The sequence below is a fragment of the Variovorax sp. PAMC28562 genome (genome assembly GCF_014303735.1).
Lineage (GTDB): Bacteria > Pseudomonadota > Gammaproteobacteria > Burkholderiales > Burkholderiaceae_C > Variovorax.
The window spans coordinates 2072533-2089096 of the sequence record NZ_CP060296.1 but is presented as its reverse complement, the minus strand read 5'-3'; the positions used below and the strand labels follow the sequence as shown (position 1 = coordinate 2089096).

The 16564-nt window shown below is 63.5% G+C and carries 14 protein-coding genes and 1 pseudogene; 7 read left to right on the top strand and 8 right to left on the bottom strand.

Annotated features, from left to right (window positions below):
• Positions 1-22: 22 nt before the first annotated feature.
• The 3 genes from H7F36_RS09850 to H7F36_RS09840 all read right to left on the bottom strand — a co-directional run bounded on the left by H7F36_RS09850 (position 23) and on the right by H7F36_RS09840 (position 4558).
• Positions 23-2134: an alpha-1,4-glucan--maltose-1-phosphate maltosyltransferase gene (locus tag H7F36_RS09850; protein WP_187054495.1), complete on the bottom strand. Its 2112-nt coding sequence runs from the start codon at positions 2132-2134 to the stop codon at positions 23-25.
• Entirely contained in the window at positions 2106-3944 is a 1839-nt protein-coding gene (glgB, locus tag H7F36_RS09845) for a 1,4-alpha-glucan branching protein GlgB (protein WP_261802632.1), read from the bottom strand. Before glgB ends, H7F36_RS09850 begins: the two co-directional genes overlap by 29 nt.
• A 284-nt stretch (positions 3945-4228) precedes the next feature.
• Complete coding sequence (locus H7F36_RS09840) at positions 4229-4558, bottom strand: hypothetical protein (RefSeq protein WP_187054494.1); 330 nt, start codon at positions 4556-4558, stop codon at positions 4229-4231.
• A gap of 257 nt (positions 4559-4815) precedes the next feature.
• Here H7F36_RS09840 and groES point away from each other — a divergent pair, with 257 nt between their 5' ends.
• Both groES and groL read left to right on the top strand, forming a co-directional pair.
• Positions 4816-5106: a co-chaperone GroES gene (gene groES, locus H7F36_RS09835; RefSeq protein ID WP_187054493.1), complete on the top strand. Its 291-nt coding sequence runs from the start codon at positions 4816-4818 to the stop codon at positions 5104-5106.
• A 29-nt stretch (positions 5107-5135) separates the two neighbouring features.
• The gene (groL, locus tag H7F36_RS09830; RefSeq protein ID WP_187054492.1) at positions 5136-6785 is read left to right on the top strand and encodes a chaperonin GroEL; all 1650 of its coding nucleotides are present in this window, start codon (positions 5136-5138) and stop codon (positions 6783-6785) included.
• Between the two features lie 90 nt (positions 6786-6875).
• On the opposite strand, the gene H7F36_RS09825 is transcribed toward groL, so the two are convergent.
• Together H7F36_RS09825 and H7F36_RS09820 are read right to left on the bottom strand one after the other, a co-directional pair.
• Positions 6876-8429 carry a sensor histidine kinase gene (locus H7F36_RS09825; RefSeq protein ID WP_187054491.1) on the bottom strand — a complete coding sequence of 518 codons (1554 nt, stop codon included), beginning with the start codon at positions 8427-8429 and terminating at the stop codon, positions 6876-6878.
• Positions 8426-9148 carry a response regulator transcription factor gene (locus H7F36_RS09820; protein WP_187054490.1) on the bottom strand — a complete coding sequence of 241 codons (723 nt, stop codon included), beginning with the start codon at positions 9146-9148 and terminating at the stop codon, positions 8426-8428. The genes H7F36_RS09825 and H7F36_RS09820 overlap by 4 nt, the downstream gene beginning before the upstream one ends.
• Positions 9149-9246: 98 nt before the next feature.
• Between H7F36_RS09820 and H7F36_RS09815 the strand changes: the two genes are divergently transcribed.
• The 5 genes and pseudogenes from H7F36_RS09815 to msrA all read left to right on the top strand — a co-directional run bounded on the left by H7F36_RS09815 (position 9247) and on the right by msrA (position 13261).
• Complete coding sequence (locus H7F36_RS09815) at positions 9247-9933, top strand: cytochrome b/b6 domain-containing protein (RefSeq protein ID WP_410003073.1); 687 nt, start codon at positions 9247-9249, stop codon at positions 9931-9933.
• Positions 9930-10721: a molybdopterin-binding protein gene (locus H7F36_RS09810; protein WP_187054488.1), complete on the top strand. Its 792-nt coding sequence runs from the start codon at positions 9930-9932 to the stop codon at positions 10719-10721. Before H7F36_RS09815 ends, H7F36_RS09810 begins: the two co-directional genes overlap by 4 nt.
• A 108-nt stretch (positions 10722-10829) precedes the next feature.
• Complete coding sequence (locus H7F36_RS09805; RefSeq protein WP_187054487.1) at positions 10830-11099, top strand: pentapeptide MXKDX repeat protein; 270 nt, start codon at positions 10830-10832, stop codon at positions 11097-11099.
• Between the two features lie 45 nt (positions 11100-11144).
• Positions 11145-12473, top strand: a pseudogene (locus H7F36_RS09800) (cytochrome c biogenesis protein DipZ); the annotation flags it as partial.
• Complete coding sequence (msrA, locus tag H7F36_RS09795; RefSeq protein WP_187054485.1) at positions 12473-13261, top strand: peptide-methionine (S)-S-oxide reductase MsrA; 789 nt, start codon at positions 12473-12475, stop codon at positions 13259-13261. The pseudogene H7F36_RS09800 and the gene msrA, both read left to right, overlap by 1 nt.
• Here msrA and H7F36_RS09790 read toward each other — a convergent pair.
• The 3 genes from H7F36_RS09790 to dalD form a co-directional block, all read right to left on the bottom strand.
• Complete coding sequence (locus H7F36_RS09790) at positions 13222-14229, bottom strand: AraC family transcriptional regulator (RefSeq protein WP_187054484.1); 1008 nt, start codon at positions 14227-14229, stop codon at positions 13222-13224. The two genes, msrA and H7F36_RS09790, sit on opposite strands and share 40 nt — an antisense overlap.
• A gap of 66 nt (positions 14230-14295) precedes the next feature.
• A complete protein-coding gene (locus H7F36_RS09785) occupies positions 14296-15144 on the bottom strand; it encodes an L-iditol 2-dehydrogenase (RefSeq protein ID WP_187054483.1) in 849 nt (282 codons plus the stop codon).
• Entirely contained in the window at positions 15141-16529 is a 1389-nt protein-coding gene (dalD, locus tag H7F36_RS09780) for a D-arabinitol 4-dehydrogenase (RefSeq protein WP_187054890.1), read from the bottom strand. Before dalD ends, H7F36_RS09785 begins: the two co-directional genes overlap by 4 nt.
• Positions 16530-16564 lie beyond the last annotated feature (35 nt).

Below are 16564 nucleotides of genomic sequence, written 5' to 3'. Positions count from 1 at the left end.
GCTTTTATTGAAACCGAAAAGGCTAGAGAAAATAGTCGAAATCACGCTCGGTGCGACTGCGCCGACGGACCACGAAAATATGTGCGGGAACAGTATGCGGCTCTAGTTGGACGAAGTGAAATTCGCCCTGCCAGATGAAGCGCTGGTTGCTCAGGAGGTCGTGCATCTGGAACGACTCGCCGGGCTCCACGCCAATCGACGCAGCGTCCAGACCGATCCAGCCCGACTGCACGTTGTAACGGTCGAGGTTGACTACGGTCACGATCACATTGCTCCCGTCTTCGGACTCTTTGGCATAGGCGATGAGCTGATCGTTTTCGACCGGCAAGAACCGCAGACTGCGGTCGGCCTGCAAGGCTGGGTTGTCATGCCGGATACGGTTCACCCGCGCAATAAAAGGCGCGAGGCTTTGCGCATCGTCATGGTTCCAGGTACGCAACTGGTACTTCTCGGAGTTGAGGTATTCCTCGCTTCCGGAACTGCGGGGCAAGTGGTCGCGCAATTCGTAGGCCGGTCCGTAGATGCCGTAGTTGGCAGACAAGGTGGCCGCCAGCACCAGCCGCGTCATGTAGAGCGACGCCTCGCCGCCCTGCAATTGCTCGTGCAGGATGTCGGGCGTGTTGGGCCACACGTTGGGGCGGAAGTAGTCGCTGCCCGGGCCCGTCGACAGTTCGGTGAAGTACTCGGTCAGCTCCTGCTTGCTGTTGCGCCAGGTGAAGTAGGTGTACGACTGCGAGAAGCCCAGCTTGGCCAGCCGGTGCATGACCTTGGGCCGCGTGAAAGCCTCGGCCAGGAACAGCACGTCAGGATGTTCCTTCTTGACCTCGCCGATGACCCACTCCCAAAACGGAAACGCCTTGGTGTGCGGGTTGTCGACGCGAAAGATCTTTACGCCCTCGCCGATCCAGTGATCGAACACGCTCTTCAACTCGGCCCACATCGCGCGCCAGTCGTCGCTCTCGAAGTTGAACGGGTAGATGTCCTGGTACTTCTTGGGTGGGTTCTCGGCGTACTGCACCGTGCCGTCGGGACGCCAGCGAAACCACGCCGGATGCGCCTTCACGTACGGATGGTCGGGGGCGCATTGAAAGGCGATGTCGAGCGCGATGTCCAGGCCAAGGCCGGTGGCCTTCTGCACCAGTTGCCTGAAATCGTCCGGCGTGCCCAGCTCCGCCAGGATCGACTTGTGGCCGCCTTCCGCAGCACCGATGGCCCACGGGCTGCCGACATCGTCTTTACCCGCGACGAGAGCGTTGTTCTTGCCCTTGCGTTGCATGCGCCCGACTGGATGGATCGGCGGAAAGTACAAGACATCGAAACCCATCTCGGCGATGGCCGGCAGCCGCGCCTCGACATCCTTGAAGGTACCGTGTCGGCCCGGCTCGGGCGAGGCAGAACGCGGAAACAGCTCGTACCAGCTGCTGAAGCGCGCACGTTTGCGGTCCGCGAAGAGCGGTAGCTCGGTGGCGTAGCGCGTCTCGAAGCGACGGTCCGGATAGCGCCCGGCCAACTCGCCCAGCGTTTCGTCGAGCGCCAGAGCCTTGAGTGCGTTCACGTCGTGGTCAGCGTCGAGCGCCGCGGTCTGCAACGCCTTGGCCCATCGCAAGAGCGTGTCGCCGTCCGCAGCCTGCGCCCGCTCCGCTGCGGCGATGATGTCCATGGCGCCGACCTGTGACGCGATGCGGATGTCTTCGGGCTCGATCCGCCGCACCATTTCGTGATGCCAGGATTCGAACGGATCGACCCATGCCGCCACCGTGTAGACGAAGCGACCTATCGACGGCGGTGCAAAGCTGGCCTCCCATACATCGTTGACGAGCGCCTTCATCGGTACCTCGTGCCAATCACGCCCACCATCACCGGCATCCGCGCTCCAGCGCAGCATCGCGCGCACCGCGTCGTGTCCGTCGGTGAAGCAATGCGCGGTGATCTTTACCGTGTCGCCGGCAACGCACTTGATGGCGAAGCGGCCGGCATCGACGGCAGGCAACACGGCATCGATGACCGCACGGACGCGGCCATCGCCGCCGCTGTCTGATGGAAAGGAAATATGGCCTGCTGGTGTCGACTGCGCCGCTTTGGCGACCTTGGAAACTGCGGCGACCTCAGCGGGCGGTGCTGTCTTTTTTGGCATGGGGCACGTATTGAAAAATAAGGGTCGAAAGGGGTGGCAAGGTCAGGCAAACAGAATGCGGCCGGCCATGAGAGCGCACCGGCGACGACTCGACACCCCCCAGGTTGCCCCATCCTGCGCCGCCGAATTCACCGGCATCGCTGTTGATCACTTCACGCCACTCCCCACCCAATGGCACGCCGAGCAGATAGTTGGTCCGGGGCAGTGGCGTCATGTTGCTCACCACCAGCACCGGAGCAGTGCCATCGTGCGCCTTGCGCAAGAAGGCGAATACGCTGGCATCTGCATCGTCGGCCGCAATCCACTCGAAGCCGTTGGCACTGAAGTCGAGTTGGTACAGCGCAGGCGTGTCACGGTACACCCGGTTGAGCTCGGCTACGAAATGTTGCAGGCCTGAGTGGCCCTCTAGCGACGTCGACCACCATTCGAGCTCACCGTCGTGCGTCCACTCGCGGCGCTGGCCGAATTCACCGCCCATGAAAAGCAGCTTCTTGCCAGGGTGTCCCCACATGAACCCGAACAGCGCGCGCAGATTGGCGAACTGCTGCCAAGGGTCGCCCGGCATCTTGTTGATGAGCGAACCCTTGCCATAGACCACCTCGTCGTGCGAGAGCGGCAGCACGAAGTTTTCATTGAAGGCATACACCAGCGAAAACGTCATCTGGCCGTGGTGGTACTTGCGGTAGACCGGGTCTTCCTTCATGTAGGCCAGGTCGTCGTGCATCCAGCCCATGTTCCACTTCATGCCGAAGCCGAGGCCGTCCATGTCGGTGGGGCGCGAAACGTTGGGCCAAGCGGTCGACTCCTCCGCGATGGTCACCGTATCGGGGAATTCGCGGTACACCGCGCGGTTCAGGGTTTGCAAGAACTCGATGGCCTCGAGGTTCTCGCGACCACCGAACTTGTTGGGAATCCACTCACCGTCTTTCCGCGCATAGTCGAGGTAGAGCATCGACGCGACTGCGTCCACGCGCAATCCATCGAGGTGGTACTTGTCGAGCCAAAACAGGCCGGACGACGTCAGAAAGCTGCGGACCTCGTTGCGCCCGTAGTTGAAGATGCTCGAACTCCACTCCGGGTGAAAGCCCTGACGCGGATCGGCATGCTCGAACAGATGCGTGCCGTCGAAATACTGCAGCCCGTGCTCGTCGGTCGGAAAGTGCGAAGGCACCCAGTCGAGCAGCACACCGATGTTGTTCTGGTGCAGATGGTCCACCATGTACATGAAGTCTTGCGGCGTACCGAAGCGCGAGGTCGGCGCGAAGTAGCCGGTGGTCTGGTAGCCCCATGAACCATAGAACGGGTGCTCGGTGACGGGCATCAATTCCACATGGGTGAAGCCCATCTTCAACATGTATTCAGCGAGCTGATGCGCGATTTCGCGGTAGCCGAGGAACTCGCCATCGTGGCGACGCCAAGAGCCGAGGTGCAACTCGTACGTCGACATCGGCGCGTCGAGCGCATTGCGAGCGCCGCGCGATGCCATCCACGCGTCGTCGTTCCATTCGTAGTCCATCGACCAAATGCGTGATGCGGTAGCGGGCGCGTGCTCTGCGTAGAACGCGACCGGATCGGCCTTGTCGACGACATAGCCGTTGAAGCGCGAGCGAATGCGGTACTTGTATGTCTGGCCCGGCTGCGCGTCTGCTACCGAGCCTTGCCAGATGCCGGTGCCGTCGTCGCGCAGTTGCAGCGGATCGGCATCTCCGGACCAGTAGTTCCAGTCGCCGATAACCGAGACGGACTCCGCGTTGGGGGCCCAGACCGCGAACGACGCGCCGCCTTCGGGATTCACATGGCAGCCCAACAGATCGTAGAGCCGAGCATGGGTGCCCTCGCGAAAGAGATAGGCGTCCTGAGCCTGGCGAGACTGGGTACCAGGGGATTGGGAATCGACGGGTTGGGTATGGGGAGATCGGATTTCTGGAATCACGAGGGACACTTTCGCTGCGTTCAATCGATGATCGATGGCCGAGAATCGACGACAACGACCGCAAGTTCAAGGCCATTGTTGGGTCAAAGGCGAGCGCCGCGAAGAGCACCGGGCGCCTTCGCGTGTCAGAGAGAAGCGCGTATGCGGCGCGCGCTGTTCGTTCAGGCCCGGGCAGCAGCGCCGGCTGCTTGTGATGAAACCTTCGACGCCTGCATTGCCGGGATTGCCGGGCGAGCGAAGTCGCCCGTCGTCAGCACCACTGCGCGTGAGGGATCTGCGAAATACAGTTCGATCGCCTTGTCCCGGATCAGGCTGAAGTGACTGCGGCAAGTTGCGAGCAAGCTTTCGCTGCTGCCATCACGAGCACCGCAGACGTCACGCAAGGTCTGTTCTGAGATCAGCCCGAGGATGCGGGCGCCGTCGTCGCCGTCCGGATAGAACGCAAAGCGCACAGAGGCCGTGTCGAAGCAATAAATGCCTTCGAAATCCATTTGTCGTCTCCTGTTTACTGTTCGATGGCGCACGACTTTCGTGCAGGCGACGCACAAATATGGCGTGGTCAACAGCGCGAGCCCACGCCAGAAGCCGCCTACATCGGCTTACATGCGCCCTTGAAACCTGAACGAATGCCCTTATCATTAGCACTCGCTGAGGACGAGTGCTAACAGTGCTCACCTCCAGTCGATTGGGCAGCCAGCCGTTCGGTCCGGCACCCTCAAACCAAACCCGTTTCTATTCAGGAGATGCTATGAAACTTCGTCCTTTGGCCGATCGTGTGATCGTCAAGCGCATTGAAAGCGAAACCAAGACTGCCTCGGGCATCGTGATCCCCGACAACGCTGCCGAAAAGCCCGATCAGGGTGAAGTGCTGGCCGTTGGCCCGGGCAAGAAGACCGACAAGGGCGAACTGCTCGCCATGAGCGTCAAGGTCGGCGACCGCGTTCTGTTCGGCAAGTACAGCGGCCAGACCGTCAAGGTCGATGGCGACGAGCTGCTTGTCATGAAGGAAGACGACCTGTTCGCAGTCGTCGAGAAGTAATCAACCCCATCTCATCGGAGTAAATAAACATGGCAGCAAAAGACGTAGTCTTCGGCGGTGAAGCCCGCGCGCGCATGGTCGAGGGTGTCAACATCCTGGCCAACGCAGTCAAAGTGACCCTGGGCCCCAAGGGCCGCAACGTGGTGCTCGAACGTTCGTTCGGCGCCCCCACGGTGACCAAGGACGGTGTGTCCGTCGCCAAGGAAATCGAACTCAAGGACAAGCTCCAGAACATGGGCGCCCAGCTCGTGAAGGAAGTGGCTTCCAAGACTTCGGACAACGCGGGTGACGGCACCACGACCGCTACGGTTCTGGCTCAAGCCATCGTTCGCGAAGGCTTCAAGCTGGTCGCGGCCGGCATGAACCCGATGGACCTGAAGCGCGGCATCGACAAGGCCGTCACGGCCCTGGTCGCCGAGCTGAAGAAGGCATCCAAGCCCACCACCACGTCGAAGGAAATCGCACAAGTCGGCTCGATCTCGGCCAACAGCGACGAAACCATCGGCAAGCTCATCGCTGACGCGATGGACAAGGTCGGCAAAGAAGGCGTCATCACCGTCGAAGACGGCAAGAGCCTGGACAGCGAACTCGACGTCGTCGAAGGCATGCAGTTCGACCGCGGCTACCTGTCGCCTTACTTCATCAACAACCCTGAAAAGCAATCCGCGATTCTGGAAAACCCGTTCGTTCTGCTCTACGACAAGAAGATCAGCAACATCCGTGACCTGCTTCCTACGCTGGAACAAGTCGCGAAGTCGGGCCGTCCGCTGTTGATCATTGCCGAAGAAGTCGAAGGCGAAGCCCTGGCTACTCTGGTCGTGAACACGATCCGCGGCATCCTGAAGGTCGTGGCTGTCAAGGCACCTGGCTTCGGCGATCGCCGCAAGGCCATGCTCGAAGACATCGCCATCCTGACGGGCGGCAAGGTCATCGCTGAAGAAGTCGGCCTGACGCTCGAAAAGGTGACCCTGGCCGACCTCGGCTCGGCTGCCCGCATCGAAGTCGGCAAGGAAAACACCATCCTGATCGACGGTGCCGGCGCTGCTGCGGACATCGAAGCCCGCGTGAAGCAAGTTCGCGTTCAGATCGAAGAAGCGACCAGCGACTACGACCGTGAAAAGTTGCAAGAGCGCGTGGCCAAGCTGGCCGGCGGTGTTGCAGTGATCAAGGTCGGCGCTGCCACCGAAGTCGAAATGAAGGAAAAGAAGGCCCGCGTCGAAGACGCACTGCACGCCACCCGCGCTGCAGTCGAAGAAGGCATCGTGGCTGGCGGCGGCGTGGCTCTGCTGCGCGCCAAGCAAGCTGTCGGCGACAAGATCAAGGGCGACAACGCCGACCAGGACGCCGGCATCAAGCTGGTGTTGAAGGCCGTCGAAGCGCCCCTGCGCGAAATCGTCAACAACGCCGGTGGCGAAGCCAGCGTGGTCGTGAATGCGGTGTTGGCCGGCAAGGGCAACTTCGGCTTCAACGCACAGAACGACACGTACGGCGACATGCTCGAACTGGGCATCCTGGACCCGACGAAGGTCACCCGCACTGCACTGCAAAACGCAGCGTCGGTCTCTTCGCTGCTGCTGACGACCGAAGCCATGGTCGCCGATGCACCGAAGGACGAAGCCGGCGCCGGCGGCATGCCTGACATGGGTGGCATGGGCGGCATGGGCGGCATGGGCATGTGATCCCCCCGAGGTTGCGCGGCACCTTGTGTCCGCTGCTGCACCTCACCAACTAAAAGGCCCGCTTCGTGCGGGCCTTTTTTCGTTCGCTTTTTAGCTGAGCTGAAAGGCGAAGACTGCGCCTTTGCCGGGTTGGGGGAGCAGGCGGATTTCGCTGCCGTGCAGTTGCAGGATGCGGCGCACGATCATCAGGCCGAGGCCGCCACTGCGGCCGCCGGACGACGAGAAGGCAGGGCGGGTGAAAAGGACGGGCTGCAGCTCTTTGGGGATACCGGGGCCGGTGTCGCTGATCTCGACCTGTACGCCGGCCACACCATCCTCCCCCGCTTCGGCGGGCCGCAATTGCACGACGATCTCGCCGCCCTCTGGCGTGTGGCGGATCGCGTTGTCGAGCAGGTTGGTCAGCACGCGTTCGATCATTCCCAGATCGGCCGTGACCACCGGCAGGCCGGACGCAATCTGCGGCACCAGGCGCTGACGGCGTGCTTCGGCGGCGAGCTCGAACTTCTGGAACACGTCCTGCACCAGATCGGCCAGCGCGAAGCTCTCCTTGTCGGGCTTGACCACGCCGGACTCGAGACGCGCCAGTTCGAACAATTCCTGCGCCAGGCGGCCGACCTTGCGGCTTTGGCCGAGCGCGATCTCGAGATAGCGGCGCCGGTCGGCCAGCGCCAGCGTGTCGGCCTTCATCAGCAGGGTTTCGAGATAGCCGTGCAGCGAGGTCAGGGGCGTGCGGAGGTCATGCGAGATGTTGGCGAAGAGTTCGCGGCGCTGCTGGTCCAGCGCGGTGAGTTCGCGCCATTGCTCGGCAATGCGCAGCGTCATCTTCTGAAAGGCTTTGCCGAGCGTGGCGATCTCGTCGTCGCCGCGTGCGACCTGTGCGAAGGCCGGCGTTGCCGGATCGATGGCTGCGACGCCATCGCGCTCGAAGCGTTGCACGGCGTCGGTCAGCTGGCGCAACGGCCGCGTGATGAGCCGGAAGGCGACCAGCCCCGCGATGAGGCCGAGCAAAGCGACCCATGCCATCGACCACAGCGTCGTTCGCAGCACGGTGCCGGCGCCCAGGTTCGCGACCAGGGCTTCGCGGTCTTCGCCGGACAGCACGACGTACACATAGCCTGCATCGCGGCCATCGACCTTCAACGGTGCCGCGCTGAAGACTTTGCGGCCGCCCTGCGAGGGTTGCACGCCTTGTGCCCCAGACACATCCTGTCCTTCCAGTCCGCCGCGTGGGTCGTCGCCCAGAATCGGCAATGCGGCGCCCGCCAGCAAGCGCTTTACCGGGCCGAGGTCGACGCGGTCGTGCTTCAGATGCCCCGGCGGCGCGGCTTGTCCGACGATGCGCCCCTCGGCGTCCAGCAAATAGACCTCGACGCTCGGGTTGACCGCCATCAGCTGGTCGAACAGCTCGTGCACGGCCGACGGGTTGAGGCCGTCGCGCTTCATCAGCTCGGCATTGCCGGCGATGTGCGCGGCCAGGCCGATCGACAGGCGCTGCGTCACTTCCTGCTCGTGTCGGTCGCTGCCCGCCATCTGCAGCCAGGCCGACACGCCGCAGCACGCCAGCAGCAGCACCGCAAAGACGATCGACAGACGCGTCGACAGGCTCGACGGCATCGACCACCCGGAGGGCGTCGAGCGCGTCATGCGGCGGCCTCCTCGACATCCGCCGCCAGCTTGTAGCCGCGGCCCCACACGGTCAGGATGCGCCGCGGCGCCGCGGCGTCGGACTCGACCTTCATGCGCAGCCGGTTGATGTGCGTGTTGACGGTGTGCTCGTAGCCATCGTGCTGGTAGCCCCACACCTGGTTCAGCAGATCGAGCCGCGAGAACACGCGACCGGGGTGGCGCGCGAAGAAATAGAGCAGATCGAACTCGCGTGGCGTGAGCTCGATCGGCTTGCCGTCGACCTGCACCTCGCGCGCCACCGGGTCGATGCCGAGGTTGCCGAGATCGAGCCGGCCCGACTCCATGCGTGCATTGCGCGCCAGCGCCTCGGTGCGCCGCAACAGCGCCCGCACCCGCGCCACCAGCTCCAGCACCGAGAAAGGCTTGGCGAGGTAGTCGTCGGCGCCCAGCTCCAAGCCGAGGATGCGATGCACTTCGCTGGACCGCGCACTGGTGATGATGATCGGCGTGTAGCGCGTCATGGCGCGGGCGCGGCGGCAGATCTCGAGGCCGTCGACGCCGGGCAGCATCAGATCGAGGATCAATGCGTCCCAGCTGCCGCGCTCCAGTTCGCGGATGCCGGCATGGCCGTCGGCGGCGTGCGTCACGGCATAGCCCTCGTCGTGCAGATGCATGCGCAGCAGCTCGGCGATATGGGCATCGTCCTCGACGATCAGCACGCGTTTGGCAGTTTCCATGTCGTCGGATTGTCCCGCGATATGGCCGCGGGAGTTATCACGATTAATTGAACTCTTCGTGATGAATCGGCCAACGGGTACGGCCAAGAATGCCAGCCATGCAAAGCGATTCAGTCACCCCGAAGTTCAAGCCGATTCACCCGGTCTGGATGCGCATCACGCATTGGCTCAATGCGCTGGCCGTGCTGATGCTGGTGACCAGCGGCTGGCGCATCTACAACGCGGCGCCGTTCTTTCCTTTCGAGATTCCCGGCGCGATCACGCTCGGCGGTTGGCTCGGCGGCGCTTTGCAGTGGCACTTCGCGGCGATGTGGTTGCTGGCCGCCAACGGCCTCGTCTACCTTTCGCTCAACATCGTGAGCCGTCGGCTGTTCCGCAAGTTCTTTCCACTGTCGGTCGGCGGCATCGTGCGCGATGGGCTTGCCGCGCTGCACGGCAAGCTGTCGCACGCCGACCCGCGCCACTACAACAGCGTGCAGCGTTTCGCCTACCTCTTCGTGATGCTCGACATCACCGTGCTGGTGCTGTCGGGCCTGGTGCTCTGGAAGTCGGTGCAATTCGCGATGTTGCGCGATCTGCTGGGCGGCTATGACTTTGCCCGCCGCATTCACTTCGTCGCGATGGCGCTGCTGGTGGGCTTTGTCGCGGTGCATCTGGTGATGGTCGCGCTGGTGCCGAAGACCTTGCTCACGATGCTGAGCGGCCGTGCCGGGGCCGGCGGAGATGCCGGTAATTCGGCAGGCAAGACAACAAGCGAAGCCGCCAACAACGGAGAAGCCGCATGAACATTCTCAAACGCCCTGCCCTGTACAACGTCGATGCCGACGCTGCCCTTGCCGAAGCCCGCAAGCTCATTGGCCGCCGCATCGAGCAGCCTGCGCGCCGCGCCTTTTTGCAACGCACGCTCACGCTCGGTGGCCTGTCGCTGCTCACAGGCTGCAGCATCACCGACAACGCCGGCGTCGACGCTGCGCTCACCACCATCTCGCGCTTTAACGACACGGTGCAAGGCCTCATCTTCGACCCGACGCAACTGGCGCCGACATATCCGGACTCGATGATCACGCGGCCGTTTCCCTTCAACGCCTACTACGGCGAAGACGAGATCCGCGAAGTCGACGAGGCCAGCTACAAGCTCGAGGTCACCGGCATGGTCGCCGACAAGCGCCAGTGGACGCTGCCCGCGTTGCGCGCCATGCAGCAGCAAGACCAGATCACGCGGCACATCTGCGTCGAAGGCTGGAGCGCGATCGGCAAGTGGGGCGGCGTGCACTTCGCCGATTTCCTCAAGCGCATCGGCGCCGACACGAGCGCCAAGTACGTCGGCTTCAAGTGCGCCGACGACTACTACACCAGCATCGACATGCCGACCGCGCTGCATCCGCAGACGCTGCTCACGTTGACCTACGACGGCCAACCACTGCCCCCCAAATACGGCTTCCCGATGAAGCTGCGGATGCCCACCAAGCTGGGCTACAAAAACCCAAAACACATCAAGGCGATTTTCGTTACCAACACCTACCCTGGCGGCTATTGGGAAGACCAGGGCTACAACTGGTTCGGCGGCAGTTGAGCCCCCGGAAAGGCTCAGCGCTACTGAAGCGCAAGGCCGAGTTCATTTCGAACCGCGCCATTTTTATCTTCTCTATTTTTCAAACGACTCACTCGAAGGACAACTGAAATGAACAAATTCTCCGCAGCACTCATCGCCACCTGCATGGCCATCGGTTCCGTTTCGGCCTTTGCCGCCGACGAAATGAAAAAGGACGACGGCATGGCCAAGGGCTCGATGAGCAAAGACTCCATGGCCAAGGACGGCATGACGAAGGACTCGATGTCAAAGGACGGCATGAAGAAGGACTCGATGGCAAAGGACGGCATGGCCAAAGACGGCATGGCCAAAGACGGCATGAAGAAAGACTCGATGGGCAAGGATGAGATGAAGAAGTAAGCGTTCCAGCCTTTCCCGACAGCGCTTCGCCAATCTGAGGATCCCATGATCTATTTCATCCTGTCCTATCTGGGCGGAGCGCTGACAATCCTGGCGCCCTGCATCCTGCCCGTAGTGCCCTTCGTCTTCGCGCGGGTCGACCAGCCTTTCGTCAAGAGCGGGTTGCCGCTGCTCGTCGGCATGGCGCTGACTTTCGCAGGCGTCGCGTCGCTCGGTGCGGTAGCCGGCGCTTGGGCCGTCGAGGCCAATGAATACGGACGCATGGCGGCCATCGTGCTGCTCGGGGTCATGGGTGTGATGCTGATCGCGCCTCGCCTTGCGGAGCGCGTCACGCGGCCGCTGGTCGCGCTCGGCTCCGGACTATTGAATTCGGCGACGCGCAGCCAAAACCAGCGCGTCGCATCTGACGGCGGCGTACGCAGCCCCGTCGTGCCCTCGCTGCTGCTCGGCGTGGCAACCGGCCTCTTGTGGGCACCTTGCGCCGGACCGGTGCTCGGGCTCATCCTCACCGGTGCAGCGTTGCAAGGACCGACCGTTCACACCTCTCTCTTGCTGCTGGCCTACGCGGCCGGCGCCATGACGTCGCTTGCCGCCGCATTGCTGCTCGGTGGCCGCGTGTTCGCCTTCCTTAAGCGGACGATCGGCGCTGGCGAATGGTTGCGCAAAGGCCTGGGCGTCGCGGTGCTGGCCGGCGTTGCAGCGGTGTCGCTCGGCCTCGACACCGGCGTGCTCGCGCAGCTCTCGTCGGGCAGCGGCGGTGCGTCGATCGAGCGTGGCTTGCTGGAGCGCCTGCGGCCGCACGCGGCGCTCGACCAGACATCGGATGCTGCCCGTCCCCCCACTGCAAACGACCCCGCTGCCTTCATCAAGGTGCAGGCGCCCGCCGTGCCGCGCTTCGCCCCGCTCTCGCTGCCTGACGAAGGCGCGTTACCGGGCTTCTCAGGCGCCGTCGAATGGCTCAACTCGCCACCGCTCACGGCCGAGCAATTGCGCGGCAAGGTGGTGCTGGTCGACTTCTGGACTTTCGGCTGCATCAACTGCCGCAACGCCCTGCCCTATGTGCGTGAGTGGAACCGCAAGTACAAGGACCAAGGGCTCGTTGTGGTCGGCGTGCATGCGCCCGAGTTCGCATTCGAGAAAAACATCAACAATGTGAAGCGCGCGGTCAGCGAGCTCGACGTGACTTTCCCGGTCGCGATCGACAACAGCTTTGCCATCTGGCGCGCCTTCAACAACAATTATTGGCCGGCGCATTACTTCGTCGATGCCAAAGGCCGCATCCGCTTTCACCACTTCGGTGAAGGCGAATACGAAAAGTCGGAACAGGTTATTCAGCAACTGCTGGAAGAAGCACGAAAGGACGCGAAACCCGTATGAACAACAAACAATCGAACCACCAGGCCAGAGCAACCGTCTCCGCCGCCACATCCGCATCGGCAACACGCTCGGTGCTGGCACGCCGCACGCTGCTTTCCGCGGTGGCATTGCTCGGTGGCGCAGCACTCTGGAAGGCAGTGCCTTCGTTCGCTGCCGAGAATGCCGTCGTCATTCCGGCACCAGCCGACGATGCGGCGAGTGCCGCCGCGGCGTCCACTGCCGCCACCGAAACGGCCGTCGTCGCCGGCGGCTGTTTCTGGGGCGTGCAGGGAGTGTTCCAGCACGTCAAGGGCGTGACGAGCGCGGTGTCGGGCTATGCCGGCGGGGACGAGAAGACGGCCAGGTACGAGTCGGTCGGCTCGGGCAGCACCGGCCATGCCGAAGCCGTTCGCATCACCTACGACCCCAAGCAGATCAGCTACGGTCGGATCCTGCAGATCTACTTTTCGGTCGCGCACAACCCGACCGAACTCAATCGCCAGGGGCCGGACCGGGGCACGCAATACCGCTCGACCGTGTTCGCGCAATCGCCCGAGCAGGCGCGCGTCGCCAAGGCCTATATCGCCCAACTCGACGCGGCCAAGACTTTCGGCGGTCCGATCGCCACGACCATCGAAACGCAAAAAGCCTTCTTTCCGGCGGAGGGCTATCACCAAGACTACCTGACGCGCAATCCGAACCAGCCGTACATCGTCTTCAACGACCTGCCGAAAATCGAGAACCTGAAGAAGGTGTTTCCCGATCGCTACCGCGCGACGCCGGTACTGGTCGGCGTCGGCGCCTGAAGACTCGACGGTGCCAGAGCATTCAACGGCACCGTCGATCCGCCGAAGCGGTGATCGGCCTGGCGCCGGAATTCGCTGGGCGTCATGCCCTTGATTTCCAGGAAGCGCCGGTTGAAGTTGGCCACGTTGTTAAAGCCGACTTGGTAGCAGATGTCGGTGACGTAGTGGTCGGTCTGCATCAGCAGATGGCACGCGCTGTTGATGCGCACGCGGTTCACGAAATCGGTAAAGCTGTTGCCGGTCGAGCGCCTGAAGAAACGGCTGAACTTGCTTTCGCTCATGCCCAGTTCCGCAGCCACCTCCGACATCGCAATCGGCTCGGCGAGGTTGGCGGTGATGCGGTTGACGATGCCGTTGATCTGGTCGACCTCGGCATCGCCCTCGACGCCCTGCATCTGAACGCTGGACAGCAACCGGTAGTCGGTGCACTGCGACAGGTCGGCCATGAAGTCGCAAAACACGCCAAAGCGCCGCACCCCGCGCGACGCCTTGATGTGATCCCAATGCAGCCGCGCACGCTCCGACAAGCCGAAAAATTCGATGCCGTTGCGAGCGCGATCGAGCAGGTGCATGACCTCGCGCAATTCAGGAATTTCAACGGCCGCACGTTCGATCGGCTCGTGCCGGAACTGGATGACGCGATCGCGCCCGGCGGCACCACCTTCCGGCGCATCGAGCGAGATCCAGTTGTGCGGCAGCTTGGGGCCGCACAGCACAAGATGGCCGGGCTGGAACGGTCCGATCCAGTCGCCCACGAAGGCCTTGCCTGACGTTTCGGTGATCAGGTGCAGCTCGTACTCTTCATGAAAATGCCAGCGCACCAGCGGGCTCGGAAAGCCGTGCGCAAGGCAGCGCACCAACCCGCTTTCGTCAGGCGCCTCGTAGCCGAGCGCCGGTGAGCGCGCGAAGTCGCGCTCCATCTCCGGCTCGCGGTGGCGAGGCAAGTGGCGTTGGCGTGCGGCGGTCATCGAGCAGTCGGGAAAGCGGGCATGAAGCAGTGACGAGCGAAGGCTGGAGCAGAACGGAAAAACCGTTCAGCTCATGACGTTACCACCGTCGACATTCAAGGTTTGCGCCGTGATGTAGCTCGCCGCCTCGCTCGCCAGGAACAGCGCAGCGCCGGCGATATCGCCCGGCTTGCCCATGCGGCCGAGCGGCACTTCGAGCCCGACGCGCCGCTTCTTTTCACCCAGCGGCAAGCCTTCGGCCTTGGCGAACAGGCTGTCGACATGCGCCCACATCGGCGTGTCGACCACACCCGGCGAAATCGCGTTGACGCGAATTCCGTGCGGCGCCATCGCCAGTGCGGCGCTCTGCGTGTAGCTGATGACGGCCGCCTTGGTGGCGCAGTAGTGCGACACCAGTGCCTCGCCACGGCGGCCGGCCTGCGACGCCAGGTTGATGATCGACGCGCCCGGCGTAGCGCCTTCGACCATCTGCCGCAGCACGGCCTGCATGACGAAGAACATGCCTTTGACGTTGACTGCGAACAGGCGGTCGAACGAGGCCTCGTCGCTGTCGAGCAGCGGTGCCAGGTCGAACAGCGCCGCGTTATTGAAGAGCGTGTGCACCGGGCCGAAGCGCTGCGTGGCGGAGGCCAGCATGTCGGCGATGGCGCGGGAGTCGGTGACGTCGGCGCCGATGTAGTGGACCTGAGCCGGATGCGACTGATGCAATGCGGCGGCCTCGTCGGAGGCGGTCGGCGATCGGTCGACCACGCTGCAGAGAGCGCCTTCGGCCGCGAACGCTTGCGCCACGGCGAGGCCGATGCCGCCGCCTGCGCCGGTCAACAGGATGTGCCGGCCCGCGAAGCTGCCGCTCCTCGCGGCGGTCGTAGCAGCCGTCGAAGCGATGGCGTCGATGGCGCCTGTGACTGCGGTCATGCCGGTGCGCCTTCGACGAAGCGCGTCACTTTTTCGCTGGCAGCGCGCACCGCATCCACCAGCCGCGCGTCGCTCGCCGCAGAGCCCCACAGCGCTACATCGGCACACATCGTCTCGACCGGGTCGACCGCGTCGCACAAAGCATGCGCCGCCGCCACATCCATGCTCTGGTCGTGGTACTCGTACGGCAGCACGCCGCGATGCCAACGCTGCAAGAAAGCAAGGAACAGCGCCGGCAACATGGCCACGCTGTCGATCGATTCGCCCGCCGCCAGCCGCTCTCGCACCGTCGGTGCGACAAAGCCGGGGATCTTCGAGAAGCCGTCCATCGCGACGCGCTGGTTGGTGTCGCGGATGGCAGGGTTGCCGAAGCGGTCGAGCACCACATCCCGGTACGCCGGGAGGTCGATCGGCCCCGGCGACGTGGGCGAGCTCAGGCACGGAATCACGTCGTCGGTGACGTAGTCGAATGCCATCTTGCGAATCGCCGCGTCGTGCGTACCTTCGTGGATGAAGTCGAGCCCGATGAGCGTGCCGGCCCAGGCGATGCAGCTGTGCGTCGCGTTGAGGATGCGGATCTTGGCCTCTTCATAAGGCGCCACCGAATCGACCAGTTGCACGCCGACGCGACCCCAGTCGGGCCGCTCCGCAATGAAGTCGTCTTCGACCACCCACTGGATAAAGCTCTCTCCGGTGACAGGCACGGCGTCGTCCCAGCTGGTCGCTGTTTTCACCCGGTCGCGCAACTCTGGCGGCGGGCGCGGCGTGATGCGGTCGACCATCGCGTTGGGCGAAGTCGTGTTCGTTCGCACCCATTGCAGCAACGCGTCGTCGCCGGTCATGCCGATGAATTCCAGCAGGCCAGCCCGAAAGCGCTCGCCGTTGTGGCGCAGGTTGTCGCAGTTGAGCAGCGTGACAGGCCCTGCATTGGCGGCCTTGCGCGCCCGCAGGATGGCGCAGAGAGCGCCGTAGATGGTTTGCCCCGCTTCGCCCGTGCGTGCCCGCTCGACATCGCCCGACAAGTCGGCGAACGACAGGTCGAGCTTGTCCTTCGGGTCCAGGTAGTAGCCGGCTTCGGTCACCGTGAAAGAGACGATGCGCGTGGCCGGTGCAGCGCCGCAGGCGATCACCGCAGCGAGCGTCGGCTCCCACGGCAACACCTTGCGAATCGATTCGATGCGCTCGTAGCGATACTCGCCCGCGGGCGACACCGTCTCCAGCGTGTAGCGGCCGCCCTGCGCCTGCAATGCATCGAGCACCGGGGCCATGTCGCCGCGCAGGTTGGCGCCGGTGATCGACCATCGCGTGTCGCCGGCCTCTATGAGGCGTTGCAGGTACACAGCCTGATGCGCCCGATGAAACGAGCCGAGCCCGAGATGAAGGATTACCCGATCGGGTTCACTGGTGGTCACGATGTCCT

What these genes read in the sequence shown, in the direction of transcription:
- H7F36_RS09810 (WP_187054488.1), top strand. Translation starts at nt 9,930, where the DNA reads ATGAACATTCTCAAACGCCCTGCCCTGTACAACGTCGATGCCGACGCT.
- H7F36_RS09820 (WP_187054490.1), bottom strand. Translation starts at nt 9,148, where the DNA reads ATGGAAACTGCCAAACGCGTGCTGATCGTCGAGGACGATGCCCATATC.
- groES (WP_187054493.1), top strand. Translation starts at nt 4,816, where the DNA reads ATGAAACTTCGTCCTTTGGCCGATCGTGTGATCGTCAAGCGCATTGAA.
- msrA (WP_187054485.1), top strand. Translation starts at nt 12,473, where the DNA reads ATGAACAACAAACAATCGAACCACCAGGCCAGAGCAACCGTCTCCGCC.
- H7F36_RS09790 (WP_187054484.1), bottom strand. Translation starts at nt 14,229, where the DNA reads ATGACCGCCGCACGCCAACGCCACTTGCCTCGCCACCGCGAGCCGGAG.
- H7F36_RS09815 (WP_410003073.1), top strand. Translation starts at nt 9,247, where the DNA reads ATGCAAAGCGATTCAGTCACCCCGAAGTTCAAGCCGATTCACCCGGTC.
- H7F36_RS09785 (WP_187054483.1), bottom strand. Translation starts at nt 15,144, where the DNA reads ATGACCGCAGTCACAGGCGCCATCGACGCCATCGCTTCGACGGCTGCT.
- H7F36_RS09840 (WP_187054494.1), bottom strand. Translation starts at nt 4,558, where the DNA reads ATGGATTTCGAAGGCATTTATTGCTTCGACACGGCCTCTGTGCGCTTT.
- groL (WP_187054492.1), top strand. Translation starts at nt 5,136, where the DNA reads ATGGCAGCAAAAGACGTAGTCTTCGGCGGTGAAGCCCGCGCGCGCATG.
- H7F36_RS09850 (WP_187054495.1), bottom strand. Translation starts at nt 2,134, where the DNA reads ATGCCAAAAAAGACAGCACCGCCCGCTGAGGTCGCCGCAGTTTCCAAG.
- H7F36_RS09805 (WP_187054487.1), top strand. Translation starts at nt 10,830, where the DNA reads ATGAACAAATTCTCCGCAGCACTCATCGCCACCTGCATGGCCATCGGT.
- H7F36_RS09825 (WP_187054491.1), bottom strand. Translation starts at nt 8,429, where the DNA reads ATGACGCGCTCGACGCCCTCCGGGTGGTCGATGCCGTCGAGCCTGTCG.